The following is a 24,508-nucleotide window of genomic DNA, read 5'->3' as shown; positions in this document are numbered from 1 at the left end:
CTCAGAAGCCGGTGACCCGGCTGATGGCCTGGTCGAACACGCCCGAGAGCGCGGGTCCGGCGAGCCCCCAGATCACGATGACGAGCCCGGCGGTCATCAGCGTGATCAGCACCCAGCCGGGCACGTCGCCCCGCTCGTCGGCCAGTCGTCGGGCGATCCACTGCGGCATGAGGGGTCCTCTCGGGGTCGGTTCGGGTTCGCTCGCGCATCAGAAGCCCGCCTGCAGCACGAGGTAGCCGGGGAACAGCGCGAACGCGATGGTGACGGGCAGGATGAGGAAGACCAGGGGCACGAGCATCGCGATCTCCTTGCGACCGGCAAGCTCGATGAGGGTGCGCTTGGCCTCGGCTCGAGCGTCGCCGGCCTGCGAGCGCAGGACCGCAGCGAGGGGTGCGCCTCGATCGAGTGCGCCGAGCACCTGGTCGAGCGCGCGCGTGAGGGCGGGATGGTCGAGGCCGTCGCGGAGCTCGGCGAGCGCCGTCTGCAGCGGCACGCCGGCACCGACCGCGGCGACGACGCGCGCGAACTCGGTGGGCAGCTCCCCCGATCCGGCACGGGCGACCCGTCGGAGCGCGTCGAGCATGCCCTCGCCGGCGGTCAGGCTCAGCGTGAGGAACTCGAGCATCGTCGGGAGTTCGGAGGAGATCCGGGCGAGACGGCGTCTGGCGGCGCGCTGCAGCACCCAATCGCGGGCCACCGCACCGGCGACGCCCGCGAACGCCGGCACGACGGTCCGCACGATCGGCGGCATCGTCGCGAAGGCCGGCGCGAACAGCGCGAGGCCGGCGCCCAACGCGAACGCCAGCCCGGCCCACGCGAGCTGCTCGCCGCGGAAGCGCTCGACCGAGGCATCCGCCCCCGCCTGTCGGAGCCGCCGGGCGATGGTGTCGTTGCCGCCGAGCCCGACGCTCAGGAGCGTGCGGAGTCGCCGCAGGGCAGGCAGGACCAGGATGCCGAGTACGGACCCCGGATCGGCGTCGGGACGTGAGCGCATGGCCCGTGCCTCGGCCGAGAAGTCCGTGATGTACGGGGCGACCCGCTCGACGAGCCGAGCCCGCCCGAGTCGCGGCGTCGAGGCGGCGACGAGCCACAGGCCGAGGCCGAGCACGGCGCCGAGCGCGACGGCGACCGCGGGGATCGCGCTCAGGTGAACCATCGACGCTCCTCGGGAAGCCGGCCGAGGCCGAGCATGAGACGGTAGGCGACGATCGTCACGCCCACGCCGACGAGGATCAGGGCCGTTCCTGCCGCCGAGTCGTACGCCTGGAGCGTCTCGGGCCGACTCGCGAGGACGAGCAGCAGCAGCCACGGCGCGGCGACGCCGAGCCGTGCGGCATTGCGGATCCAGGACTGGCGGGCGACGACCTCGGCGCGGAGTGCAGCGTCCTCGCGGAGGTAGGCGGACAGGCCGCGGAGCACCGCGGTCACGTCGGTGCCGCCGACCTCGCGCGCCATCCGCAGTGTCTCGAGGATGCGGTCGGACACGGGGTCGGCGAGTCGTGCCTTGAGGGAGTCGACCGCCGACCCGAAGTCGCCCGTGCGACGGAACTCGTCGTCGAACACGGCGAACGCCGGGCGGGTGGCGGCGGCACCGAGTTCGGCCAGCGCGCCGATGCTGTCGGGCAGCGACATGCCGGCCCGGACGGATGCCACGAGGTGGTCGACCACGTCGGGCCAGATCGTGCGATTGAGCGCGCGACGCCGGTTCGCGCGCGCCCGGATCACGAACGCCACGAGGAGCGCGCCGAGCACGCCCGCGACCGCCGTGAGAACCGGCACCGCGAAGATCGCCTGCGCGAGCGCCGCCGCGACGATGCCGAGCACGGCCGCGACCACGATGACGGCCGCGACCGGCACGCCCGGGATCCCCGCGAGGGCGAGCTCATCGGCGACGGTCGATCGCCGGCGCGGCCGCGGCGCGTCATCGGCTCGTCTCGGCCAGAGCCAGGTCGACGCGACGAGCAGCAGCCCGACCCCGAGGGTCGCGCCGAGCAGCACGCTCATGCGGCGGCTCCCAGCACGATCGCCGGGTCGAGGCCGGCCGCGACGAACTTCTCGAGTCGCGCGGGACGGGCGCCCGTCGCGATGAGATCGCCGTCGCCGAGTTCGAAGATCGTCTCGGCGACCACCGTCGCGCCGACGGTCTCACCAGTCGGGGCGACGATCGCGACAACGCGGCGTCGCCCGTGCCGGTCGATCGTGAGGTGCACGACGACGTCGATGCAGCTCGCCACGGTCGGCACCACGAACGCCGAGTCGATGTTGCGCCCGGCGAGCAGGGGCAGCGTGCACAGCTTCGCGAGCGCGTCGCGCGCCGAGTTCGCGTGGATGGTGCACATGCCCGGCAAGCCCGAGTTCAGCGCGATGAGCAGGTCGAGGCTCTCGGCCTCGCGGACCTCGCCGACGATGAGCCGGTCGGGTCGCATGCGCAGCGCCTCCTTGATGAGGCGGCGCAGCGTGATCTCGCCCGACCCCTCGAGGTTCGGCTGCCGGCACTGCATCGACACGAGGTCGCGCACGTCGAGGTCGAGCTCGAACGTCTCCTCGACGGTCACCACCCGGTCGGAGGTGCGCGCGCTCGACATGAGCGCGTTGAGCATGGTCGTCTTGCCGGTGTGCGTCGCCCCGGAGACGAGGATGTTCGCGCCGGCGAGCACGCTCATGCGAAGGAACTCCGCGGCCTGCCGGGTGAGCGAGTCGAGCTCGATGAGCTGCGACAGCGACCGGATGCGCTGCTGGAACTTGCGCACGTTGACGGACCAATGGGCGCGCGTGACATCGGGAATGGCGACGTGCAGCCGCGACCCGTCGGGCAGCGACGCGTCGACGAATGGAGAGGACAAGTCGACCCGACGGCCGGAGTGCTGCAGCATCCGCTCGACCAGGTCGCGCACCTCGCGGTCGGAGAGCACCAGCGTGGTCAGCTCGGGCACGCCGGCGCGCGCCACGAAGACGCGCGTGGGCGAGTTGATCCAGATCTCCTCGACCGCCGGGTCGTCGAAGAACGGCTGCAGCGGGCCGTACCCGGTGATGGATGCCACCACCTCGCGGGCCGTCCCCGGCTCGTCGCCGAGCGGGGCGTGCGCCCCGGCCAGCGCCCGCTCGGAGTACCGGCGCACCTCCTCGTGCGCGTACCGGGCCGCGAGCGCCTCGTCGCGCGCGAGGTCGACGCCCTCGCGGAGCACCCGTCCGCGCACCCGCTCGGCGATGGTGCGCACGGGATCGGTCATGCGCTCCATCATGGAGAAGCCGCGCGATCGGTCCGCGAACTTATCCACATGCCGCGGCGACGACGCATCAGGAACCGCGTGTGACCTCCCGCCCATGCGCCGATCCGCCCGGGGCGCATGATGGAGGCATGCACGGGCTCCTGCTCGACCTCGACGGCGTCGTGTACGTCGGCGAGACGGGCGTGCCCGGGGCCGCCGAGGCGCTGGCGTGGGTCGCGCGCGAGGGCGTGCCGTACCGGTACGTGACGAACACGAGTTCGCGGCCGCGCACGGCGATCGTCGAGAAGCTCGCACGGTTCGGGATCACCGCGGGCTCCGACGACATCCTCACCCCGGCGGTCGTCGCCGCGGCCTGGCTTCGAGTCGAGCGGATGTCACGACCCGCCCTGTTCGTGCCCGACGCGACCGCGGCGGAGTTCGCGGGATTCGATGCGCTCCCGGCCGCCGACGAGCAGGGCGCCGATGCCGTGGTCATCGGCGACCTCGGCGACGGATGGGACTTCCGCACGCTCAACCGCGCGTTCCGCCTGCTCATGGCCGACCCGACCATACCGCTGCTGGCGCTCGGCACCACGCGGTACTGGCGCGCCGAGGACGGCCTCCGCCTCGACGCCGGGCCGTTCGTGCGCGCGCTCGAGTTCGCGACCGGGCGCACGGCGATCGTGCTCGGCAAGCCCGACCCCGCGTTCTACCGCACCGCGACCGCGGAGCTCGGCCTCGAGCCGGGCGCGGTCGTGATGGTCGGCGACGACCTGCGCACCGACGTCGAGGGCGCGCAGCGCGCGGGCCTGGCCGGCGTGCTGGTGCGGACCGGGAAGTTCGCGCCATCCGACCTCGAGACGGATGTCACTCCCGACGCCGTGCTCGACTCGATCTCCGACCTGCCTCGGTGGTGGCAGGGGCATCGGCCGCCGGGCCCGTCGGGCTGACCACGACGCGCAACTCGGGCGCGCGTGAGACGAGCAGCCAGGCGGGCAGGATGATCACGCACAGCCACGGCAGGAGCCCGATGTCGCCCGAGACGCCGGCGGCCATGAAGAGCGACAGCCAGCCGTCGCGCGTCGAGACGAGCAGCATCCCGATGAGTCCGCACGCGACCGCGAGTCCGAGCGGCAGCCCCGGGATGAGTGCGGCGGCGAGCATGCCGATCGCGACGCCGATGAACGTCGCCGGGAACACGCGGCCACCGCGGAACGCGGCGCTCGCGGCGACGACGAGCGCGACGATCTTGACCGCGACGATGAGCGCGAGGTCGCCCGCGGAGTACGCGTCGGGGTCGGAGAGCAGCTCGCCCATCTGGTCGAGCCCCTTGAACAGCGTGATCGGACCGCCGAGGAGGCCGAGCAGGCCGAGCACGAATCCGCCCAGCGTCGCGATCAGGATCGGGCTCCGAAGCGCGTGGAACGCGCGGTGCACGACCGGCAGCGCGAACACCGCGAGCAGGCCGATGAGCACCGCGACGCACGCCACGCCCACGCCGACGAGCACGTCGAGCGGGTCGACCGTGCTCGGCGGCACGGTGAACGAGAGCGGCGGCACGCCGAGCGCGTGCATGGTCGCGGAGCCCGCCGCGGCCGACGCGAGCGGCAGGAACAGCTTGTCCCACAGCGCGCCGCCGCCGCGCACCGCGGCGAGCGCGCCCGTGAACAGCAGCGCGGCGCCGACGGGCGTGCCGAACAGCGCGCCGATCGTGCCGGCGGCGGCCATGAGCATCGCCAGGCGCGGCGGCACCATCGGCATGAACCGCCCGAGCAGCGCGACGGCGAGCGCGACGTTGATCGCGATGATCGGGTTCTCCGGGCCGAGGCTGACCCCGCCCGCGAGGCCGAGCACGGTTACGATCGCGATGCTCGGCAGCGTCCGCAGCTTCACGGGCGGCTCGAACAGCTCGGTCGTGGCCGAGTCGGGTCCGCCGTGCCCGGGTATGAACTGGAGGCACAGTCCGACGAGCAACCCGGTGGTGGTGAGCACCGCGACGATCCACCATCCGCTCGGATCGATGCCGATGGCGTCGGGCAGCGTCGTCCAGACGTAGTCCTCGATCACGCCGGCGACCGCCTCGAGCGCCCAGAGCATGAGCGCGGTGACGATCCCGATCACGAGCGCCGGGATCGAGAGCAGCGCGAGCTGCTTCGGCGTGGGCGCCGGGAGCTCCTGCTGCGGTCCCTGCGGTCCCTGTGCTTCCTGTGTCGTCATCATGCCCCCACCAGATCGCGTCGTTCGAATGCCAGGATGCCGCCGAGTGCGAGCACCACTCCGATCGCCGTCATCACCATCGCGCCCACCGGATCGATCGGGTCGACCGGCACCTGCTCGAGGTGGTGGAACGGCGAGAGGTCCAGGACCCACCCGGGCCACTCGAGCAGGTTGCCCACCAGCTCGATCACGTAGGCGACGACGGCGACGCCCGCGGCGACGGGGACGGTGACCCGCGGCGCCACGCCGAAGACGAGCACCGCGAACCCGGCGAAGACGGCGACCGCGGGAAGCACGTTCAGGATCGCCGAGTACGCGTCGGCTGCAGTCACCTCCGAGTCCGTCGCCGCCGCGCCGAGCCAGAGCGTGGTCGCCGCGACGAGTGCGAGCACCGCGATCGCCCCGACCAGCGTCACGACGTGTCCGCCGAGCCATCGCCACCGCGGCAGCGGGCGCGTGAGGAGGAACTCCGCTCGCGTCGACGCCTCCTCCGCGCGGGCGGCCCCCATACGGAACGCCGCGAAGACCGCCGTGACCAGCCCGATGATCTTCGCGATCAGCGCGACGAAGCCCAGCGTGACGTCCTCGACCGACAGCCCGAACGCCGTGAGCAGTTCGACGAAGCCCTCGTCCTCGAGCAGGAACTCGTCGACGAGGGGCAGCATCGTCCCCATCACGACGCCGACGGCCGCGAAGCCGCCGGCCCAGGCGAGGAGCACGCCGAGATTCGCGCGCCAGGCGAACGCGGTCGCGCCGCCGAGCCCCCACCGGCGGGTCCGTCCGGTGGTGCGCGCCCGCACGAGGCCGGCACCCGCGTCGCGCAGGCCGCGCAGCAGCACGGCCCCGCCGCCGAGCACGAGCGTCGCCGCCAAGGGCACGAGCAGCACTTCCCACCGGTTCTCGTCGAAGGCCTCGATCCGATCGAACCAGCCCGCGGGCGTGAACCAGCCGAGCCACGCGCGGCGATCGGCGCTGTTCGCGGCCATCCGCATCAGGACCAGAGCCACCACGAGCGCCCCAGCGACCGACAGCGTCAGCCGCCGCGTGCCGAGCACCTGCGAGAGGAGCGCGGCGACCGCGACCAGCGTGGCGGCGTACCCCGCGACTGTGAGTCCGGCGAGCGCGGAGCCCTCCGGCTCCGCGCCGATCAGCGCGAACGCGATGCCGACCACCGCGCCGATGAGCGCGCACGCGGCGAGCAGCACGCCGAGCTGCACGACGAGCACCGTGTGCGCGCGCACGGCACCGAGTGCCTGGACCGCGTCGGCGCGCCCCGAGTCCTCGTCGCCGCGCAGCACGCGCGTCGTCGCGGTGAGCGCCCACGCGGCCGCGATGAGCGTGAGGTAGAGCCCGGCGTCCCACAGGGCGAACCCGCCCACGGTGTCGACCGCGGTGCCGACGCCCGCGATGATCCGCACCCCCGGATCCTCGGCCCAGAACAGCAGCGCCTGGCGTGACGCCTCGTCGGGGTACGCGGTCTCGAAGGAGAGCCCCTCGAGCGCGATCAGTCCCCCGAGGCCGAGCGCGATCGCGACCGCGCCGCGCACGATCAGGCGCCCCGTGAGCAGGGCGACCGCGCCGAGCGGGCGGGGCGCGCGACCGACCCGCAGGTGGCGGTGCGTCGCCATCGCGTGCGTGGTGGTCATGCGGCATCCGTTCGGTCTCGGGCCTGCGGCGGGTCAGTAGTAGGTCAGGAAGATCTCCTCGAGCGACGGCTCGACGGTGCGGAGCCGCACGACGCGGTGCTCGGCGAGACGGCGCACCAGCGCGTCGGGCTCGCCCGCGATGGTGATGCGGATGCCGCCCGGCACGCCGGCCAGCGGCTCCACGCCGGTGACGCCCGCGACGCCGTCGAGCGCGGGCGGTTCGCCGTCGAACACGGCCTCCACGATGGTCGCGCTGATGCGCCGCAGCTCGTCGAGCGCGGCGACCTCGACGAGCCGCCCGGCCCGCAGGATGCCGACCCGGTCGCAGAGGTCCTGCACCTCGTCGAGGATGTGCGACGAGAGGAAGATGGTCTGCCCGCGCGCCGCGGCATCCCTCGCCACGATCTGGAACTGCTCCTCCATGAGCGGGTCGAGGCCGGCGGTCGGCTCGTCGAGCAGCAGCATGTCGGGGCGGCTCATGAGCGCCGCGACGAGCGCGACCTTCTGCCGGTTGCCCTTCGACATCGACCGGATGCGCTCGGACGGGTCGACGTGGAAGCGCTCGACGAGCTCGGCGCGGAAGTCCGCGTCGACCCACCCGGTGACCGCGCCGAGCAGCCGCAGCACCTCGTCGCCCGTGAGCTGCGGCCAGAGCGCCACCTCGCCGGGCACGTACCCGAGGTGACGGTGCGCGCGCACGACGTCGCCGACCGGCACGCCGAGCACGGTCGCACTCCCCCGCGTCGGCCGGATCAGCCCGAGCAGCAACCGGATCGTCGTCGTCTTGCCCGACCCGTTCGGCCCGAGGAACCCGAAGATCTCGCCGCGGCGCACCTCGAGGTCGAGGCCCTCGAGCGCCTGCACCTGGCCGTAGTGCTTGGTCAGGTCGGAGGTCGCGATCGCCGCGTCACTCATCCGGGCCTCCTCCCGACGGGCGTGCCTGCGTGCAGTCTCCCGGGTGCGCGGGGCTGCGGGCGGGGCGAAGGTCCCGGATGGCGCGCCGCCGCGCCCGCTCAACCGAATCGGTCGAGCTCGGCGTCGGCGTCGTCGGCGTCGACATCGGCCCGGTCGCTCGCATGGGCGGCCGCCTCGTGCTCGCGCCGCGCCGTCCTGACCTCCCGGTCGGCGTCGGCGAGCTCGTCGCGCAGCTCGTCGAGCCGGCGCTCGAGTCCGTCGCGCTCCTCGCGGAGCTCGTCGAGGCGTCGCGTGGCGGCGTCCAGCCGCTCGTGGGTCGCGTCGAGCGTGCGCCGCGCGTCGGCCGCGTGCGCACGGGCGTCCCGGGCGGCGGCCTCGGCGCGGTCGCGGGCTGCACGGATCTCGTCCGCGGCCACGGACGCCGCGTCATCCGCTCGCCCCCTCGAACGCCGCGGCGGCGCGGATGCCTCGCCCGCGACGGCCCCGTCGAGGTCGACGTCGGACCCCACGGCCTGCAGTGCCCGCACGAGACGCCCCGAACGCACGGCCGCGCCCGCCTCCTCGGAGACCGTCGCGGCGACGAGCGTCTGCTCGACCTCGTCGAGGACCGCGCGCGACGGCGTGCGGTCCGCGGCGTCCGCCAGTGCGACCGCCGCGCGCAGCAGGTCGCCGACGATCTCGCGCCGCTCCGCGACGAGCGCCGTCATCGCCCGCCCGTCGCCCGACGCCTGCGCATCGGCCAGTTCGCCGCCGAGCCCGACGAGGTCGCCGAGCCGGTCGACCTGATCGTGCGCGAGCCGGTTGACGATCCACGCGACCGGCGACGGCCGCCGCAGTGCCGCGATCCGCTTCGCGAGCGCCGGATCGCTCGCCTTGGCGTCGGCCGCACGGGCGTTCCGAGCCGCCGTGAACTCCTCGGGCACGAGCGCGTAGAGCGCGTCGGCCGCCTCGGTGAGGCCGTCGGTCGCCACCCCGTCACACCGTCTCGAGGTACTTGTGCACGACGCTCAGCGCGACCGATCCCTGCCCCACGGCGGACGCGACACGACGCATCACGTCGGCCCGCACGTCGCCGGCCGCGAAGATGCCGGGCACGCTCGTCTCGAGGATGAACGGGTCGCGCTTGAGCGTCCAGCCGCGCGGGCGGCGGCCGTCGTGGATGAGGTCCTGCCCGGTGACCACGAACCCGTGGTCGTCGAGCTGGACCAGGTCGCGGACGAGTTCGGTTCCCGGCACCGCGCCGATGAATACGAACATCGCGTCGGCCGGCAGGGTGTCCTCAGCGCCCGTGACCGTGTCGCGGACGGTCATCGACGTCAGCCGCGTATCACCCTGCAGGGCGATCACCTCGGCGTGCGTGCGCACGGTGATGTTGCGCGTCGCCTCGATCTGGTCGATGAGGTACTTCGACATGCTCCGCGCGAGCGACTCGCCGCGCACCAGGATCGTGACCTCGGCGGCGTACCGGGAGAGGAACATCGCGCCCTGGCCCGCCGAGTTCGCACCGCCGACCACGACCACGCGGCTCCCGCTGTAGCTCACCGCCTCGCTGGCGGCCGCGCCGTAGTAGACGGATGCCCCGTTCAGCCGCTCCTCGCCGGGGATGCCGAGCGTGCGCGCCTCGACGCCGGTCGCGAGCACGATCGCCCGCGAGCGCAGCTCGCTGCCGTCGTCGAGCGTGACGATCTTGTAGGAGTCCTCGACGCGGATCGCGGTGACCGCCTGCGGGTTCAGGATCTCGGCGCCGAGTCGCCTCGCCTGGGTCACCGCGCGCCGCGCGAGGTCGGCGCCGCTGATGCCGTGCGGGAATCCGAGGTAGTTCTCGATGCGCGAGCTCGTGCCCGCCTGGCCGCCGGGCACCTCGCGCTCGATCACGGCCGTCCGCAGCCCCTCGGATGCGCCGTACACCGCCGCGGCCAGGCCCGCCGGCCCGGCGCCGATCACGATCAGGTCGTAGAACGGCGCCTGCGGGGGTGCGCGGAGCCCGATCCGCTCGGCCAGTTCGTGCAGGTCGGGGCAGGCGAGCACCGTACCGTCGGGCAGGAACACGACCGGCAGTCGCGTGCTGCCCTGCAGCGTGGCCTCGACGAGCGCCTTCGCGCCTTCGTTGCGCTCGATGTCGAGCCACTGGTACGGAATCTGGCTGCGGGCGAGGAAGTCCTTGACCGCATGCGTCGTCGGCGACCACAGCGTGCCCGCGACGCGGATGCCCTCGTACACGGGCGGCGTGTTGGCGTGCCAGTCGTCGAGCAGGTCGTTGAGCACGGGATAGAAGCGCTCGTCGGGTGGATCCCACGGCTTCAGCAGGTAGTAGTCGAGGTCGATGGCGTTGATGCTCGTGATCGCCGCATCGGTGTCGGCGTACGCGGTCAGCAGCACGCGCTTTGAGTCGGGGTAGTGGCGGATCGCCTCCGCGAGGAACTCGGTGCCCGACATCCCCGGCATCCGCTGGTCGACGACGAAGAGGGCGACCGGGGTGTTGCGGCGCTCGAGCTCGTCGATCGCCTCGAGCGCCTCCCGGCCCGACCCCGCCCGCAAGATGCGGTAGTCCTCGCCGTAGCGGGACTGCAGGTCGCGCGCGACCGCGTTGAGCACCTGCGGCTCGTCGTCGACGGTCATGATGACGGGCTTGACCATGGATCACCCCTCCTCCGGCGTTCGCGCGTCGCCGGTCGCGTCGGCCCGATCGACCGGCTCGATGCCGATCGGCAGCCGCACGGTGAATCGTGTGCACCCGGGCGTGGATTCGAGCTCGAACTGCCCGCGGTGCTTCTTCACGATGATGTTCCGTGAGATCGCGAGCCCGAGGCCCGTGCCCTCACCCGGCGGCTTGGTCGTGTAGAACGGGTCGAAGATCTTCGAGCGGATCTCGCGCGGCACGCCCGGTCCGTCGTCCTCGAACTGCACCTCCACCCACTCCCCCGCACGGCGGGCTCGGATGGTCAACGTGCCAGAGCCGTTCATCGCGTCGATGGCGTTGTCGATGAGGTTCGTCCACACCTGGTTGAGCTCGCCCGCGTACGACTGGATCGGCGGCAGGTCGGGGTCGTACTCGCGCACCACCGTCACGCCGTGCTTGAGCTTGTTCTGCAGGATGACGAGCGTGTCGTCGAGTCCGGAGCGGAGGTCGACATCCTGCACCGGGGCCTGGTCCATGTACGTGTAGCGCTTGAGCGCTCGCACGAGCTCGACGATCCGGTGCGTGCCGACCGTGATCTCGGTCAGCAGCGTGTAGACCGTCGACTTGAGGGCCAGCCATTCCACGACGACGGGAAGCCCCTCGCTGCCGAACACCACGCCGATCGCGTCGAGATCGTGGCGCCGGACGCCCAGGCCTGCGAGCGACGCCGCGATCTCCCCGACGCGCATGCCGTGCACACCCAGCCAGTCCTCGATCTCGGCCTCGCGGTCGCTGCGCTCGAGTGCGCCGAGCTGCACGGGATCCTTCGCACGCTCGGCGGCGAGCGCGTCGAGCTCACGGAGGCGCTGCAGTTGGTCCGCGCCGGAGTACCTGAGCATCCCCAGCCGGATCTGCGCATCCTGCAGCCGCTCGAAGACGTCCATCGCCTGCGCTGCGCCGCGTTGGGCGGCCGACGCGGGATTGTTCATCTCGTGTGCCAGGCCGGCGCTGAGGCGGCCGAGCGAGGCCATCTTCTCCTGCAGCACGAGCTGGTCCTGCATGGTCCCGATCCGGCGGAGGCTCTCCTCGAGCGCGGCGTTCCGGCTGCGGAACTCCTCCTCCTTCGCGCGGAACTCCTCCTCGCTGCGGCGCAGCGCCTCCTCGGCGGCCCGGCGGTCGCCGAGGTCGCGGATGATGCCGGTGTAGTAGCGGTCGCCGCGCACCGTCCACGTCGACAACGAGAGCTCGACCGGGATCTCGTCACCCGCCTTGGTCAGCGCGGACAGCTCGACGGTCGTGCCGATCACGTGCGGCACACCGGTCGCGGTGTAGCGTGCCATGCCGGCGCGGTGCAGTTCGCGGTAGCGCTCGGGGATGATCAGTTCGAGTTGCTGACCGACCACCTCCGCCTCGGTGTGCCCCAGGATGCGGGTGGCCGCCGCATTCCACGACACGATGCGGCTGGTGTGGTCGACCGAGACGATCGCGTCGATCGCGGACTCGGTGACCGACCGGAACTTCTGCTCCGCTTGGACGCGCTCGCTGATGTCGCGGATGATGCCCGTGTAGTAGCGGTCGTCGTCGAGGAACCACGTGGTGAGCGAGAGCTCAATCGGGAACTCCGTGCCGTCCTTGCGGAGCGCCGCGAGCTCCACCGTCGAGCCGATGACGTGGGTCGGCCCGCCGCTGCTCACACGGTGGAGGCTTGCACGATGGCGGTCGCGGAAGCGCTCCGGGATGATGAGCTCGAGGCTGCGACCCACCGCGTCGGCCTCGGAGTGTCCGAACAGGACCGTCGCGGCGCTGTTCCAGCTGCGGATGACGCCCTGCGCGTCCGCGGAGACGATCGCGTCGATCGCCGACTCCATGACCGACCGGAACTTCGCCTCGGACTCCCGCAGCGCCAGCCGGGCCTTGGACACGGTGACCTGCCGCTCGACCCGGGCGAGGACCTCGCGCGGGTCGAACGGGGTCGAGATCAGGTCGTCGCCCACCTCGAGGGCGCGCACGCGCGTCTCCGTGTCATCTTCGCCGGCGACGAAGACGACCGGGAGGTCACGGCCATGCCCGTGCCGATGCAAGTCGGCGACGAAGTCGAACGGGTCGACCCGGGCGAGCGCGGTGTCGACGACGATGAGGTCGGGATCGCGCGCGAGCGCCGCGCGCGTCGGGGCCTCGTCACCCCCGACGGAGAGCAGGTCGTATCGGCCGTCGTCGAGGATGCGCGTCAGCCCCCGCACCGCGTCGGCATCGTCGGAGACGACGAGGATCAGCCCTCGGTCGGCCATGGGCCCCCCTCCCCGCGCGCATCCGCCCCGTCGTCGTCGGACTCGTCGTCGTCGGACTCGTCGGCCGAGGCGGACGGGGCGAGGTGGACCGGCAGCCGCACGATGAACCGCGTGCAGCCCGGCCGGGACTCCACCTCGAGTTCGCCGTGGTGCTTGCCGACCACGAGGTTCCGGGAGATCGGCAGGCCGAGGCCTGTCCCTTCCCCCTGCGGCTTCGTCGTGAAGAACGGGTCGAAGAGCTTCGAGCGGATCTCGGGCGGCACGCCGGGCCCGTCGTCCTCGACCTGGACCTCGATCCAGTTCCCGTCGCGCCGTGCCCGCAGGACGAGCGTGCCCTCGCCGTGCATGGCGTCGATCGCGTTGTCGATGAGGTTCGTCCACACCTGATTGAGCTCGCCGGCGTAGGCCTGGATCGACGGCAGGTCGGCGTCGTACTCGCGCACGACGAGCACGCCGTGCTTGAGCTTGCTGTGCAGGATCACGAGCGTGTTGTCGATGCCGACCCGCACGTCGACATCCTGCACCGGCGCCTGGTCCATGTAGGTGTACGTCTTCAGCGCCTTCACCAGCTCGACGATGCGGCTCGTGCCGACGCCGATCTCCGAGAGCAGCATGTAGATCAGGAACTTCAGCCCCAGCCACTCGGCGACGACGGGCATGCCGGCGGGGTCGAAGGTCGCGCCCAGCGCGTCGAGGTCCTCGCGCGAGAAGCCGAGGCTCGTGAGCGACTGCGCGATCTCGCCGCCGGAGGACACGCCGTGGTCCGCGAGCCACTCCTCGATGTCGCCCGCTCGGTCGCTGCGCGCGACCGCGCCGAGCTGGGCGGGCGTGCGGGCCCGGTCGGCGGCGAGCGCGTCGAGCTCGCGGAGGTGTTCCAGCTGCGAGCCATAGTAGCCCAGGCGACCGAGCTGCAGCTGGGCGAGCTGCAGTCGCTCGAACACCGCCATCGCCTGCGCCGACCCGCGCTGCGCGGCCGACGCGGGGTTGTTGAGCTCGTGCGCCATCCCGGCGCTGAGCTTGCCGAGCGAGGCCATCTTCTCCTGCAGGATCAGCTGGTCCTGCATGGTCCCGATCCGTCGCAGCGTGGATTCCAGTGCGGCGTTCTTGCGTCGCAGCTGTTCGCCCCGTTCGCGCAGCTCGCGCTCGCTCCGGAGCAGGGCCTCCTCGGCGGCCTTGCGCGCGCCGATGTCGCGGATGATGCCCGTGTAGTACCGCTCCTCGTCGAGGAACCAGGTCGCGAGCGAGAGTTCGATCGGGAACTCGCTGCCGTCCTTGCGCACGGCCGCGAACTCGGCGGTCGAGCCGATCACGTGCGCCTCGCCGCCCGTGTTCACGCGGTGGATCCCCGCCCGGTGGAGGCCGCGGAACCGATCGGGGATGACCAGCTCGAGCGTGCGCCCGACCGCCTCCGCCTCGGTGTGGCCGAACAGCTCGGTCGCGGCGCGGTTCCAGCTGCAGATGACGCCGTCGGCATCCGCCGAGACGATGGCATCGATGGCCGACTCCATGACGGACCGGAGCTTCGCCTCGGACTCGCGCAGCGCCGCGCGCACCCTCGAGACCGTGACCTGACGCTCGATCCGGGCGAGCACCTCCCGCGAGTCGAACGGCGTCGTGAGCAGGTCGTCCCCGGCCTCGAGGCTGCGCACGCGCGCCCCGACATCGTCCGCAGGCGCGACGAAGAGGACCGGCAGGTCGCGACCGAGGCCGTCCCGGTGCAGGCCGGCCACGAAGTCGAACGGGTCGAGCCGGTCGAGCGTGGTGTCGACGACGACGAGGTCGGGTTCGCTCGTCGCGACCGCGGTCGTCGGGGCCTGGTCGCCCTCGACGGCGATCACGTCGAAGCGGCCGTCGTCGAGGATTCGGCGCAGCCCACCCACCGCTCCGACGTCGTCGGAGACCACGAGGATGAGCCCGCGGTCGGCCACGGAGACCTCCTCCCCTCCCGCATCGGTGCGGCGGACGGCCCTTCCGCCAGAGTAGCGACGCGTCGACCGCCCGACCAGCACCCGTCCGGGGTGGCCCCGCCACGCCGGATCGCCTCGCGCCGCTGCCCGGAACCGCCCGGTCCATCGAGTACATTCGGCCTCGAGCATGAGCTCACGGGGGTCGACGAGGAACGGAGGACCGATGACGCCATCCGGGTCGGCGGAACCCACGATCGCGCGCGGCGACGCGGAACCGCCGCACGAGACCGACGCCCTCGTCGAGCAGATCGTCGGAAGCGAACTCGCAGCGCTGCGGGAGGCGTTCGGCGAGGGCGCCGAGTTCGCCGTCACCCGTGCCGGCCGCCGCGACGAGACGCTGCACCGGCTGGAGTGCCCTGCGCTCGAGCCGCACCTCGACCGCCGCGCCCGCTGGACGGACGAGCACCGTAGGCGCCTCGCCGCCGACCGCGAATACCGGATCCCGCTGCCCGCGCTCATCACGCGCGAGCGCGCCCGCGCCACATCGAACGTGCGCGGCTGCAAGGTGTGCTGGCCGAACGCCACCGGCCGCGAGCCGAGGCCGCTCAAGCGCCTCACCGCCCGCGGCCTCCGCACCCAGCACGTCGGCCGGGTGCTCGCGACCGAGGCGGGCGACTCGCTCGGCACGATCGTCCGGATCTCCGCGCACTCCGGCGCCGACCTGTTCGGCGTCGAGCACGACGAGATCGAGATCGTGACCTCGGCCCGCACCGTCCGCGTCGCACCGGCCGAGGCCGTGCACCTCTGGGACCTCCCGAACGACTCCGAGGCGATCGAGCGGAAGATGCGGCTGCTCGCCAAGCTCGGGTCGGGCCTCTCGCCCGCGAACTGAGCACGCGCGAACCGAGGGCGCTCAGGTCCAGGGCTCGCGCCACCCGCCGTGTCGTGCAGCGAGTGCCGCCGCGGCATCCGGGCCCCAGCTGCCCGGCGCGTAGGGCTGCACGGGCGGCGGCGCGTCGATGAGCGGCTGCATCACCCGCCAGGCGGCCTCGATGGTCTCCTGCCGGCCGAACCGGATGCTGCGCCCCTCGAGCGCGGCGTGCAGGAGCACCTCGTACGGGGTCGGGCCCTCGCCGCCCTCGTCCGCGAACTCCATGTCGAGCCCGACGGGCCGCGGCGTCGCGGCATCCGCTCGCTTGGCATTGAGCATGATGCGCACGCCCGTGCCCGGATCGAGGCGGATGACGAGCTGGTCGGGCTGGCTGTCGGGCGTGCGCAGCCCGAAGCCGAGCAGCGGTGAGGGCCGGAACACCATCCGCACTTCGGTCTGGGTGACGGGCAACAGCTTGCCGGTGCGGATGAAGAACGGCACGCCCGACCACCGCCAGTTCTCGATGCCGAGCTCGATCGCGCAGAACGTCTCGGTCGTCGAGTCGGCAGCGACGCCCTCGACGTCGCGGTAGCCGTCGAACTGGCCGCGCACGTAGCGGGCCGGGTCGGCGTCCGCCATCGAGCGGAACAGCACGGTCTGCATGGTGCGGATCGACTCGACGTCGCCGTGCGCGGGCGCCTCCATCGCGACCGCCGCGAGCAGCTGCATGAGGTGGTTGACGACGACGTCGCGGAGCGCACCGACGGGGTCGTAGAAGCCCCCGCGACCGGCGATGCCGAAGTCCTCGGCCATGGTGATCTGCACGCACTCGACGTGGTTGCGGTTCCACACCGGCTCGAGCATGGTGTTCGCGAACCGCAGGTAGAGGATCTCCTCCAGGCCCATCTTCCCGAGGTAGTGGTCGATCCGGTACAGCTGCGACTCGTCGACGACCTCGTGCAGTTCGGCGGCGAGCGCCTGCGCCGACGCGAGGTCGTGCCCGAACGGCTTCTCGATGACGAATCGGGCGTTCGCCGCGAGGCCGGCCCTGGCAAGGCCCGTCACGACGGGTGCGAACAGGCTCGGCGGCGTCTCGAGGTAGAACACCGGATGGCGCGCCTCGCCCATCGCCGCGGCGACCCGCTCGTAGGTGGCCGGGTCGACGAAGTCGCCGTGCACATACGACAGGCGGTGGCAGAGCCGTTCGAAGACCCGGAGATCGAGGCGCTCGCCCGACGCGACGATCGACTCGCGGGCCCGCTCCTCGAGCTGCGGCAGGCTCCAGTCGTCGAACGCGACGCCGAGGATGCGGCAGTCGAGGAGCCCGCGCTGCTCGAGGCGGTACAGCGAGCGGAAGGTCATCACGCGCGCGAGATCGCCGGTGATGCCGAAGATGACGAGGAGGTCGCCGCGAGGGGCCTCCGGCTCCGAGACCTGCATGGTGGCAGTCTGGCCGATCCGCGCGCCGCGCGACAGGTCCGGCCCGTCCGAGGCGGCGCTCGGCCACGGCCGCCCGCCTAGACTGAACGGGCACTCGCGGGAGTGGTGAAACCGGTAGACACGCAGGATTTAGGTTCCTGTGCCTTCGGGCGTGTGGGTTCGAGTCCCACCTTCCGCACCGACCGTGCGGACGATGCCGCCGGTGGCCGGCGGGAGCGTCGATCCGGGAGGTGGCGACATGAGGGCCCCGGTCGATGCGCGTCTTACCCTGCCGAAGCCCTCCGCACGCGCGACCGTGTCCGGGATCGCCGCCGCGATCCTGCGCCGCGTCGCGCCCGGCCTGCTCGCGCGCATCGCCGGGCGGACTGCGCAGACCGCGCTCCCGCCCTTCACCGACCTGCTCCGCATCGCCGAACTCGCCGGTGCGCTCCCTGCGACCGATCCGTCCACGTCGCCGGCCGGGATCCTGGAGCGCTTCCCGCACCTCGCGGCGGTGACCACCCGCGAAGTCGTGATCGAGGGGCCGGACGGCGCGATCCGCGCCCGCACGTACTCGCCGCCCGATCCGGCCGGGGTCGGACTCGCCTGGGTGCACGGCGGCGCGTTCATCGGCGGCGACCTCGACCGCGCCGACGCGCACTGGCCCTCGCTCGAGCTCGCCTACCGCGGCGTCGCCGTGGTGTCGCTCGACTACCGCCACGCCGTGCGCGGCGTGCACTACCCGGCACCCTCCGATGACGTGCTGGCCGGATGGCGGTGGGCGGCGTCGCACGCGACGGCGCTCGGCGTGCCGTCCGGGGCGATGCACCTCGGAGGCTCGAGCGTCGGAGGCAACCTCGCCGCGGGCGTGGCCAAGCGCGTGCGCGATGCGCGCCCGGCGAAGCCGGCGCCCGCGAGCCTCGTGCTCGTCGCCCCGTTGCTCCACCCGTTCGGCACGCCGCTTCCGGCCGACGTGCTCGCCCGCATGCGCGCCACGACGGGCGGCGACGTGTTCCGGCCCGAGGACCTCACGCACATGGCCTGGAACTACGCGGGCCGCCGCAGCGTGCTCGACGACCCGTACGCGTTCCCGGCGAACGGCGACCTCGCCGCGCTGCCGCCGACCCTCGTCATCACCGAGGAGTTCGACACCATCCGCACCTCCGGCGAGGACTTCGCGGCAGGCCTCCGCGCCGCCGGCGTGCCGGCGGTCGTGCGCATGACGCCCGGCGCCGCGCACAGCTCGCTCGGCCGGCCCGCCGATCCGACCGCGCACCTCACGCTCGACGTGATCGCCGAGCACCTGCTCGGCCCGTGGACGCCGCGCCGCTGACGCCGCGCCGCGCCGCTGAGACGACCTCAGATGAAGAGGGTCGTGGCCGACTTCTCCGCCTCGCCGAGGAAGGTCGCGACGCCGCCGAACTCGATGCCGTCGATCAGGTCGGACTCGGCGATGCCGAGCAGGTCCATCGTCATCGTGCAGGCGATCAACCGGGCGCCGCCCGCCTGAGCCGCGCCCATGAGGTCGGGCACCGACTGCACCTCATGCTCCTTCATGACGTGCTTGATCATCGCAGGGCCGGCGCCCGCCATGTTCATCTGCGACAGCGGCAGGCGGTCGGGACCCGAGGGCATCATCATGCCGAACATCCGCTCGAGCGCGGTGTGGTCGCGCTTGGGGGCGTGCTCGCGGCGCAACGCGTTGAGCCCCCAGAACGTGAAGAACATCGACACCTGCTGCCCCATCGCCAGTGCGCCGTTGGCGATGATGAACGCCGCGAGCATCTTGTCGAGGTCGCCGGAGAAGACCACGAACGAGGTCTGGTTCCTGCGCGCGGCGACGGCCGTCGACGCGGCTGCGGAGGCCGCGCCGCCCTTCCGGAACGCCGCGACGTAGCCGGGGCCCTCGGGGGTCATCGACAGCACCTCGTGACCGTGGCTCGCCGCCCACGCGGGCCCGTCGCTCACGAAACCGGGGTCGGAGACGTGCACGAGGACCTCGTCGCCGGCAGCGAGCTCCGACATCGTGCTCGAGAGCCGCATGATCGGGCCCGGGCAGGCGAGCCCCGTGCAGTCGAGGTCGACCCGGGTCCCCGAGCCCTTCGTCGCGGCGATGAGGTCGGCGGCCTCCGCGTATGCGATCTCCGGCGCCGGCGCCGCGGCCGACACGGGCTCGACGTCGTGCCAGTACCGGAACGTGTTCGAGCCGCCCGAGAGGGTCGCGACCTCCGCGAATCCCCGCTGGACCAGGATGCGGTACGCCAGGTAGCTGCGGAATCCGACCGCGCAGTACAGGCGGACCGGCACGGCGCGTTCCCAGGCCTCGCACGCCGTGCGGAGCGTCGCGAGCGGCACGTTCTCCGCGCCGGGGATGTGCCAGATCGCGTACTCCTCGGGTGTGCGCACGTCGACCAGGCGCGCGCCCTCGACGGCGGCCGGCCAGTCCTTCGCGTACCAGAGCACGAGGTCGCCGCGCAGCACGTTTCCCGCGACGAACCCGGCCATGTTGACCGGGTCCTTCGCCGAGCCGAACGGCGGCGCGTAGGCGAGCTCGAGCTCCTCGAGGTCGTGCACCGTGCCGCCGAGCCGGATCACGGTCGCGAGCACGTCGAGGCGCTTGTCGACGCCGTCGAACCCGGCGACCTGCGCGCCGAGCACCCGACCCGTGCCCGGTGCGAAGAGCAGCTTGACGTGCATCTGCGCCGTGCCCGGGTAGTAGCCCGCGTGCCCGGAGGGGTGCAGGTGCACCGTGCGGTGCTCGATGCCGTCGGCGGCGAGTTGCCGCTCGGTGGCGCCGGTCCCGCCCGCGACCATGTCGAACACCTTCACGATCGAGGTGCCCTGCGTCGAGCGGTACTCGGTGTCGCGCCCGCAGATGTTCTCGGCGGCGACGCGCGCCTGGCGGTTCGCCGGTCCGGCGAGCGGCGTGATCCACGGGCCCGGCAGGACGGTGTGCGCGGTCTCGACGGCGTCGCCGGCGGCCCAGATCGACGGGTCGGAGGTGCGCATGTGCGTGTCGACGCGGATGCCGCCGCGCGGGCCGAGCTCGAGACCGGCGTCCTTCGCCAGCTGCACGTTGGGCCGCACGCCGGCTGAGAGGATCACGAGGTCGGCGTCGACGAAGACGTTGTCGGTCAGCTCGACGGTCACGCCGCCGCCGTCACGCGCGGCGAACGCGGCGGCCGCCGTGGAGAGGTGCAGGTCGACGCCGCGGCTGCGCAGGTGCTGCTCGACCGGGATCGACACCTCACGGTCGAGCGGCGGCAGGATCTGGTCGGCCATCTCGACGACCGTGACCGAGGCACCGCGGTGCTGCAGGTTCTCGGCCATCTCCACGCCGATGTAGCCCGCGCCGATCACGACCGCCTGCACGGGGCCCGCGATCGGCCCGCGGGCGGATGCCGCGGCGAGCGCCTCGTCGAGCTGCGCCTTGATCGCGTCCATGTCGGCGATGTTGCGCAGCACGTGCACGCCGGGCAGGTCGATGCCGGGCAGCGGCGGGCGGAGCGGATCGGCACCGGGACACAACGCCAGGCGGTCGTAGGACTCGGCGTACTCGCGCCCCGTCCGGAGCTCGCGGACCAGCACGGTCTTCGCCTCCCGGTCGATCGAGCGCACCTCGCTGCCCACGCGCACGTCGATGTCGAGCGTGTCGCGCAGGCTCTCGGGCGTCTGCAACAGCAGCCGGCTCCGATCGGCGATCACCTCGCCGATGTGGTACGGGAGGCCGCAGTTGGCGAACGAGACGTGATCGCCCTTCTCGAAGACGATGATGTCGGCGGATTCGTCGAGGCGCCGCGCACGCGCGGCCACCGAGGCGCCACCGGCGACCCCTCCGACGACGACGATCTTCATGCGGCACTCCTCCGTCTGTGGCGCCGACCGGCGCGCGGGGGCCGCCCCGCCGGGGCGGCGCCGTCCACGCTAGGCGCGGCCGGTCGCGCGGCGCGGGCCCTCGGTCCCGCGGCCGTGCCGCCCGGATCCGCCGCTCGGGATGTTCGCGGGGCGGCCGGCGGGTCTCAGTTCCCCCAGAACGGCCCCGTGAGCCCCACGCTCGCGAAGTACTCCCGCGCCTCGATCGGCTCCCGCCGTCGGTACGGTGAGTCCAGCCGCCCCTCGTACCAGTGCGACGCGAGCCGCCAGAGCGTCGGCAGGTCCATGACGTACCCGCGCTCGAGCCCGGTCCGCTCCAGCCACTCCTCGACGCAGCGGGTCGAGCAGAAGATGCGCTGGTGATCGCACGCGTGGATCACGTCGTCCCAGATGCGCGCGACCGGCGTCAGGAAGTGCGCGACCTGCGGCGCATCCGGTTCGGCCGAGCGCGTGATCGTCCAGGAGTGCGCCGTGCCGCACGCCGGACAGGTCGTCGCGATGAGGGCGGACGGCTCGTCGGGAACGAGGTGCGGGATCGCGAACGCGTCCCAGGCGCACCCGCCCCACCAGAGCGTCCGCTCCCCCATGACCGAGAAGGCGAAGTTGCGCGTCGCGAACGGGTGGGCGAGCACGATGCGGTGGGCGTCGTCGAACACGACGTGGCGCGCTGCGGCGAGCGCCTCGAGCGATTCGGCGACATCGGATGGCGCGAGCCCGGTCGTCGCGGCCAGTTCGCCGGGTGCGGGCAATCGTCCGGTCTCGGCGAGCCCCCGGTAGAGGGCGACGCGAACGGACTCATCGCGATCGTTCACGCGCCCGAGTCTTCCGCACTTCGGGCGTCTCGGCCAGACCGCACTCCCCGGTTCAGTCCGGCGACCGCAGGCGCCCGCCGTCCGTAGCATGGACGGGTGACCGACCCGACCGCGCCCGACGAGATCACACCGGGCATCTACGAGCACTACAAGGGTGCCCGGTACGAGGTGCTGCTCGTAGCGCGCCACAGCGAGACCGAGGAGCCGTTCGCGGTGTACCGCCAGCTCTACGGCGACGGCGGTGCCTGGATCCGCCCGCTCGGGATGTTCGCCGAGTCGGTCGAGCTCGACGGCCGCACCGTGCCTCGCTTCCGTCGGGTCGGGCCTGCTCAGCCCGCGTAGTCGGACACGGTGGGCCCGACGCCCGCGACATCGAGCCCGAACGACTCGGCGGCATCGCAGATCGCGCGCGCACGCGCCAGTCGCGGCAGGTCGCTGCCGTCTCTGATGCCGCGGCGCTCGATGGTCTCCACCACCTCGAGCGCCCACGCCAGATCCGCGTCCGACGGACTCATCGCGGCGTGCACGGCCCCCACCTGTTCCTCGCGCAGGCAGAGCCGGCCGGTCATGCCGAGGGATGCCGCGTGCCGCGACGCTTCGGCGAGCGCCGCCGCATCCCGCGCCACCGTGGGGCCGTCGACCGGACCGGGCAGGCCTGCCGCCCGGCTCGTCGACACGAGTCGCGACCGCGCGTAGAGCAGCGCCATCGGGTCGTCGGCGGCGCCGGTGTCGCGGCGGAAGTCGCCGCTCCCGAACGCGAGGCGCACCACGCCCGGCGCCGACGCGATCTCGAGGGCGGCCTCGACGCCCCGCGCGCTCTCGACGAGCGCGACCAGGGGGACGTCGCCGCCGAGCGCGTCGAGCGTGCGCCGCACCTGGTCGGGCGACTCGACCTTCGCGAGCACGACCCCGGCGACGAGGTCGCGGCCGCGGAGCAGCGCGACATCCGCCCGCCACTCGTCGGACGCGGCGTCGGCGATGCGCACCCATGCGCGTCCGAGCGCAGGCGATCTCGACTCGGCGAGCGCGGTCACCGCGGCGACGAGCGCGCGACGGGCCTCGCCCTTGCGGTCGGGCGCGACCCCGTCCTCGAGGTCGACGACCACCACGTCGGCGGCCGAGCCGGTGAGGCGATCGGCGAGGGCTTCGGCCGTGCCCGGCACCAGCAGCCAGGTCCGCGCGATCGCGGCCGGAACGGCGGCGGGCGCCGCCGGCGCGGGATGACCCGCGTCGACGGCGCCCGAGGCGAGGCCCGGAGCGTGCGAGCTCACCGGCGGCCCGCCTTCTCGTGCTCGAGCTCGCCGACGATCGCGGCGATCGCCTCGGTCGAGGGGCGCTGCTCGCGCTCGAGCTCGGCCTGCTCGTCGCCCGACAGGTGGTCGTCGACGCTCATCGTGGTCTCGTCGAACGGCTTCTCGCCGGCGAGCACGGCGCGCAGCTGCGTGCGGTCGAGTTCCTTCGTCCAGGTGCCGACGAGCAGCGTCGCGACGGCGTTGCCGGTGAAGTTGGTGAGGGCGCGCGCCTCCGACATGAACCGGTCGATGCCGACGATCACGCCGACGCCGTCGACGAGGTCGGGGCGGTGCGCCTGCAGTCCGCCGGCGAGGGTCGCGAGGCCCGCACCGGTGACGCCCGCGGCGCCCTTCGAGGCGACCATCATGAACAGCAGCAACCCGACCTGCTCTCCGATCGAGAGCGGCGTGCCCATGGCCGAGGCGATGAACAGCGAGGCCATCGTGAGGTAGATCGCGGTGCCGTCGAGGTTGAACGAGTACCCGGTCGGGATGGTGATGCCCGCGACCGGCTTGGAGACGCCCGCGTGCTCCATCTTCGCGATGAGGCGGGGCAGCACGACCTCGCTCGACGAGGTCGAGACGATGAGCAGGTACTCGCGACCGAGGTACTTCATCATCGAGAAGATGTTGACGCGGGTGACAGCCCAGAGCAGCGACCCGAGCACGACCAGGATGAACAGCGCGCAGGTGATGTAGAACGCGATCATGAGCGTGCCGAGCGAGATGATCGCGGCGACGCCGGTGTTGCCGACGACCGCGGCGATCGCGCCGAACGCGCCGATCGGGGCGACCCACATGATCATCGCGAGGATGCGGAACACGAGCGCCTGGATCTGGCGGATCGCTCCGAGGATCGGCGTGCCCTTGGAACCCATCTTCTGAAGCGCGAAGCCCACGAGCAGCGCCACGAACAGCACCTGCAGGATGTTGCCGTCGACGAGCGATGACAGCATCGAGGTCGGGATGATGCCGAGGAGGAACTCCTGCGTCGTCTTCGCCTCAGTGGTGCCGGCGTCGTACGAGGAGCCCGCGATGTTCAGCCCCTCGCCCGGGTGGATGAGGTTGCCGACGACCAGGCCGATGCCGAGCGCGAAGGTCGACATGACCATGAAGTAGAGCAGTGCGAGCCCGCCGACCTTGCCGACGGTGGCGGCCTTCGCGATCGAGCCGACGCCGAGCACGATGGTGCAGAAGATGATCGGGGCGATCATCATCTTGATGAGCAGCACGAACGCGTCGCCGATCGGCTTGAGGCCGACCGCGAACTCGGGAGCTGCGAGGCCCACGGCGATGCCGGCGGCGACCGCCGCGATCACCGCGATGTAGAGGTAGTGCGAGGAGTCGATCCTCCGCCGCGGCTTCGTGCCGTCGACGCGAGACTGGAGCGCCATTGCCGTCCCTGCCTTCCTTGGTCGTCCATCGCCGGCGGCGACGAA

The 24,508-nt window shown here is 72.6% G+C and carries 20 protein-coding genes and 1 tRNA gene; 5 read left to right on the top strand and 16 right to left on the bottom strand.

The genetic code is table 11. The annotated features are described in order from the left end of the window. Position 1: 1 nt before the first annotated feature. The 4 genes from AC3RKB_RS15190 to AC3RKB_RS15175 are packed head-to-tail and all read right to left on the bottom strand — an operon-like array spanning position 2 to position 3,230. A complete protein-coding gene (locus AC3RKB_RS15190; protein WP_491437095.1) occupies positions 2–169 on the bottom strand; it encodes a hypothetical protein in 168 nt (55 codons plus the stop codon). Between the two features lie 39 nt (positions 170–208). Beyond that, a complete protein-coding gene (locus tag AC3RKB_RS15185; RefSeq protein ID WP_491437094.1) occupies positions 209–1,156 on the bottom strand; it encodes a type II secretion system F family protein in 948 nt (315 codons plus the stop codon). Continuing rightward, on the bottom strand, positions 1,144–2,004 hold the full coding sequence (locus tag AC3RKB_RS15180; RefSeq protein ID WP_491437093.1) for a type II secretion system F family protein: 861 nt from the start codon (positions 2,002–2,004) through the stop codon (positions 1,144–1,146). The genes AC3RKB_RS15185 and AC3RKB_RS15180 overlap by 13 nt, the downstream gene beginning before the upstream one ends. Continuing rightward, complete coding sequence (locus AC3RKB_RS15175) at positions 2,001–3,230, bottom strand: TadA family conjugal transfer-associated ATPase (RefSeq protein WP_491437092.1); 1,230 nt, start codon at positions 3,228–3,230, stop codon at positions 2,001–2,003. Before AC3RKB_RS15175 ends, AC3RKB_RS15180 begins: the two co-directional genes overlap by 4 nt. Before the next feature lie 128 nt (positions 3,231–3,358). Between AC3RKB_RS15175 and AC3RKB_RS15170 the strand changes: the two genes are divergently transcribed. Further along, positions 3,359–4,159: a TIGR01458 family HAD-type hydrolase gene (locus tag AC3RKB_RS15170; RefSeq protein WP_491437091.1), complete on the top strand. Its 801-nt coding sequence runs from the start codon at positions 3,359–3,361 to the stop codon at positions 4,157–4,159. Here the strand turns inward: AC3RKB_RS15170 and AC3RKB_RS15165 are convergent. The 7 genes from AC3RKB_RS15165 to AC3RKB_RS15135 form a co-directional block, all read right to left on the bottom strand. Further along, on the bottom strand, positions 4,077–5,429 hold the full coding sequence (locus AC3RKB_RS15165; RefSeq protein WP_491437090.1) for an ion channel protein: 1,353 nt from the start codon (positions 5,427–5,429) through the stop codon (positions 4,077–4,079). The genes AC3RKB_RS15170 and AC3RKB_RS15165 overlap by 83 nt on opposite strands. Further along, complete coding sequence (locus AC3RKB_RS15160; RefSeq protein WP_491437089.1) at positions 5,426–7,072, bottom strand: efflux permease Rv1217c-related protein; 1,647 nt, start codon at positions 7,070–7,072, stop codon at positions 5,426–5,428. Before AC3RKB_RS15160 ends, AC3RKB_RS15165 begins: the two co-directional genes overlap by 4 nt. Positions 7,073–7,105: 33 nt before the next feature. Continuing rightward, complete coding sequence (locus AC3RKB_RS15155) at positions 7,106–7,987, bottom strand: ABC transporter ATP-binding protein (protein WP_491437088.1); 882 nt, start codon at positions 7,985–7,987, stop codon at positions 7,106–7,108. 98 nt (positions 7,988–8,085) lie between these two features. After that, on the bottom strand, positions 8,086–8,958 hold the full coding sequence (locus AC3RKB_RS15150; protein ID WP_491437087.1) for a transposase: 873 nt from the start codon (positions 8,956–8,958) through the stop codon (positions 8,086–8,088). 4 nt (positions 8,959–8,962) lie between these two features. Next, positions 8,963–10,624 carry an FAD-dependent oxidoreductase gene (locus AC3RKB_RS15145; RefSeq protein WP_491437086.1) on the bottom strand — a complete coding sequence of 554 codons (1,662 nt, stop codon included), beginning with the start codon at positions 10,622–10,624 and terminating at the stop codon, positions 8,963–8,965. 3 nt (positions 10,625–10,627) lie between these two features. Beyond that, entirely contained in the window at positions 10,628–12,895 is a 2,268-nt protein-coding gene (locus tag AC3RKB_RS15140; RefSeq protein ID WP_491437085.1) for a PAS domain S-box protein, read from the bottom strand. Beyond that, the gene (locus tag AC3RKB_RS15135; RefSeq protein WP_491437084.1) at positions 12,877–14,823 is read right to left on the bottom strand and encodes an ATP-binding response regulator; all 1,947 of its coding nucleotides are present in this window, start codon (positions 14,821–14,823) and stop codon (positions 12,877–12,879) included. Before AC3RKB_RS15135 ends, AC3RKB_RS15140 begins: the two co-directional genes overlap by 19 nt. Before the next feature lie 202 nt (positions 14,824–15,025). Between AC3RKB_RS15135 and AC3RKB_RS15130 the strand changes: the two genes are divergently transcribed. Further along, positions 15,026–15,694 (top strand): hypothetical protein, encoded by a 669-nt coding sequence (locus AC3RKB_RS15130; protein WP_491437083.1) that lies wholly within the window; start codon positions 15,026–15,028, stop codon positions 15,692–15,694. A 21-nt stretch (positions 15,695–15,715) separates the two neighbouring features. Here AC3RKB_RS15130 and zwf read toward each other — a convergent pair whose 3' ends face one another. Further along, complete coding sequence (zwf, locus tag AC3RKB_RS15125) at positions 15,716–17,113, bottom strand: glucose-6-phosphate dehydrogenase (RefSeq protein ID WP_491437082.1); 1,398 nt, start codon at positions 17,111–17,113, stop codon at positions 15,716–15,718. Between the two features lie 96 nt (positions 17,114–17,209). Between zwf and AC3RKB_RS15120 the strand changes: the two genes are divergently transcribed. Beyond that, a tRNA-Leu gene (locus tag AC3RKB_RS15120) sits at positions 17,210–17,291 on the top strand. Between the two features lie 60 nt (positions 17,292–17,351). Then, complete coding sequence (locus AC3RKB_RS15115) at positions 17,352–18,425, top strand: alpha/beta hydrolase fold domain-containing protein (protein ID WP_491437081.1); 1,074 nt, start codon at positions 17,352–17,354, stop codon at positions 18,423–18,425. Positions 18,426–18,451: 26 nt separating this feature from the next. Here AC3RKB_RS15115 and AC3RKB_RS15110 read toward each other — a convergent pair whose 3' ends face one another. Beyond that, entirely contained in the window at positions 18,452–20,947 is a 2,496-nt protein-coding gene (locus AC3RKB_RS15110; protein WP_491437080.1) for an FAD-dependent oxidoreductase, read from the bottom strand. Between the two features lie 164 nt (positions 20,948–21,111). Beyond that, positions 21,112–21,777, bottom strand: a complete 666-nt coding sequence (gene merB, locus AC3RKB_RS15105; RefSeq protein ID WP_491437079.1) for an organomercurial lyase — start codon at positions 21,775–21,777, stop codon at positions 21,112–21,114. 96 nt (positions 21,778–21,873) lie between these two features. Here merB and AC3RKB_RS15100 point away from each other — a divergent pair, with 96 nt between their 5' ends. Then, on the top strand, positions 21,874–22,119 hold the full coding sequence (locus AC3RKB_RS15100; RefSeq protein ID WP_491437078.1) for a DUF1653 domain-containing protein: 246 nt from the start codon (positions 21,874–21,876) through the stop codon (positions 22,117–22,119). Here the strand turns inward: AC3RKB_RS15100 and AC3RKB_RS15095 are convergent. Both AC3RKB_RS15095 and AC3RKB_RS15090 read right to left on the bottom strand, forming a co-directional pair. Next, positions 22,107–23,048 (bottom strand): HpcH/HpaI aldolase/citrate lyase family protein, encoded by a 942-nt coding sequence (locus AC3RKB_RS15095; RefSeq protein WP_491437077.1) that lies wholly within the window; start codon positions 23,046–23,048, stop codon positions 22,107–22,109. The two genes, AC3RKB_RS15100 and AC3RKB_RS15095, sit on opposite strands and share 13 nt — an antisense overlap. Continuing rightward, complete coding sequence (locus tag AC3RKB_RS15090) at positions 23,045–24,463, bottom strand: cation:dicarboxylate symporter family transporter (RefSeq protein WP_491437076.1); 1,419 nt, start codon at positions 24,461–24,463, stop codon at positions 23,045–23,047. Before AC3RKB_RS15090 ends, AC3RKB_RS15095 begins: the two co-directional genes overlap by 4 nt. Positions 24,464–24,508: the final 45 nt, after the last annotated feature.

Source organism: Agromyces capsici, from assembly GCF_058349965.1.
The sequence above is the reverse complement of the archived record's forward strand: the minus strand, read 5'-3'. Positions and strand labels throughout refer to the sequence as shown.

What these genes read in the sequence shown, in the direction of transcription:
- AC3RKB_RS15190 (WP_491437095.1), bottom strand. Translation starts at nt 169, where the DNA reads ATGCCGCAGTGGATCGCCCGACGACTGGCCGACGAGCGGGGCGACGTG.
- AC3RKB_RS15185 (WP_491437094.1), bottom strand. Translation starts at nt 1,156, where the DNA reads ATGGTTCACCTGAGCGCGATCCCCGCGGTCGCCGTCGCGCTCGGCGCC.
- AC3RKB_RS15180 (WP_491437093.1), bottom strand. Translation starts at nt 2,004, where the DNA reads ATGAGCGTGCTGCTCGGCGCGACCCTCGGGGTCGGGCTGCTGCTCGTC.
- AC3RKB_RS15175 (WP_491437092.1), bottom strand. Translation starts at nt 3,230, where the DNA reads ATGACCGATCCCGTGCGCACCATCGCCGAGCGGGTGCGCGGACGGGTG.
- AC3RKB_RS15170 (WP_491437091.1), top strand. Translation starts at nt 3,359, where the DNA reads ATGCACGGGCTCCTGCTCGACCTCGACGGCGTCGTGTACGTCGGCGAG.
- AC3RKB_RS15165 (WP_491437090.1), bottom strand. Translation starts at nt 5,429, where the DNA reads ATGATGACGACACAGGAAGCACAGGGACCGCAGGGACCGCAGCAGGAG.
- AC3RKB_RS15160 (WP_491437089.1), bottom strand. Translation starts at nt 7,072, where the DNA reads ATGACCACCACGCACGCGATGGCGACGCACCGCCACCTGCGGGTCGGT.
- AC3RKB_RS15155 (WP_491437088.1), bottom strand. Translation starts at nt 7,987, where the DNA reads ATGAGTGACGCGGCGATCGCGACCTCCGACCTGACCAAGCACTACGGC.
- AC3RKB_RS15145 (WP_491437086.1), bottom strand. Translation starts at nt 10,624, where the DNA reads ATGGTCAAGCCCGTCATCATGACCGTCGACGACGAGCCGCAGGTGCTC.
- AC3RKB_RS15140 (WP_491437085.1), bottom strand. Translation starts at nt 12,895, where the DNA reads ATGGCCGACCGAGGGCTGATCCTCGTCGTCTCCGACGATGCCGACGCG.
- AC3RKB_RS15130 (WP_491437083.1), top strand. Translation starts at nt 15,026, where the DNA reads ATGACGCCATCCGGGTCGGCGGAACCCACGATCGCGCGCGGCGACGCG.
- zwf (WP_491437082.1), bottom strand. Translation starts at nt 17,113, where the DNA reads ATGCAGGTCTCGGAGCCGGAGGCCCCTCGCGGCGACCTCCTCGTCATC.
- AC3RKB_RS15115 (WP_491437081.1), top strand. Translation starts at nt 17,352, where the DNA reads ATGAGGGCCCCGGTCGATGCGCGTCTTACCCTGCCGAAGCCCTCCGCA.
- AC3RKB_RS15110 (WP_491437080.1), bottom strand. Translation starts at nt 20,947, where the DNA reads ATGAAGATCGTCGTCGTCGGAGGGGTCGCCGGTGGCGCCTCGGTGGCC.
- AC3RKB_RS15090 (WP_491437076.1), bottom strand. Translation starts at nt 24,463, where the DNA reads ATGGCGCTCCAGTCTCGCGTCGACGGCACGAAGCCGCGGCGGAGGATC.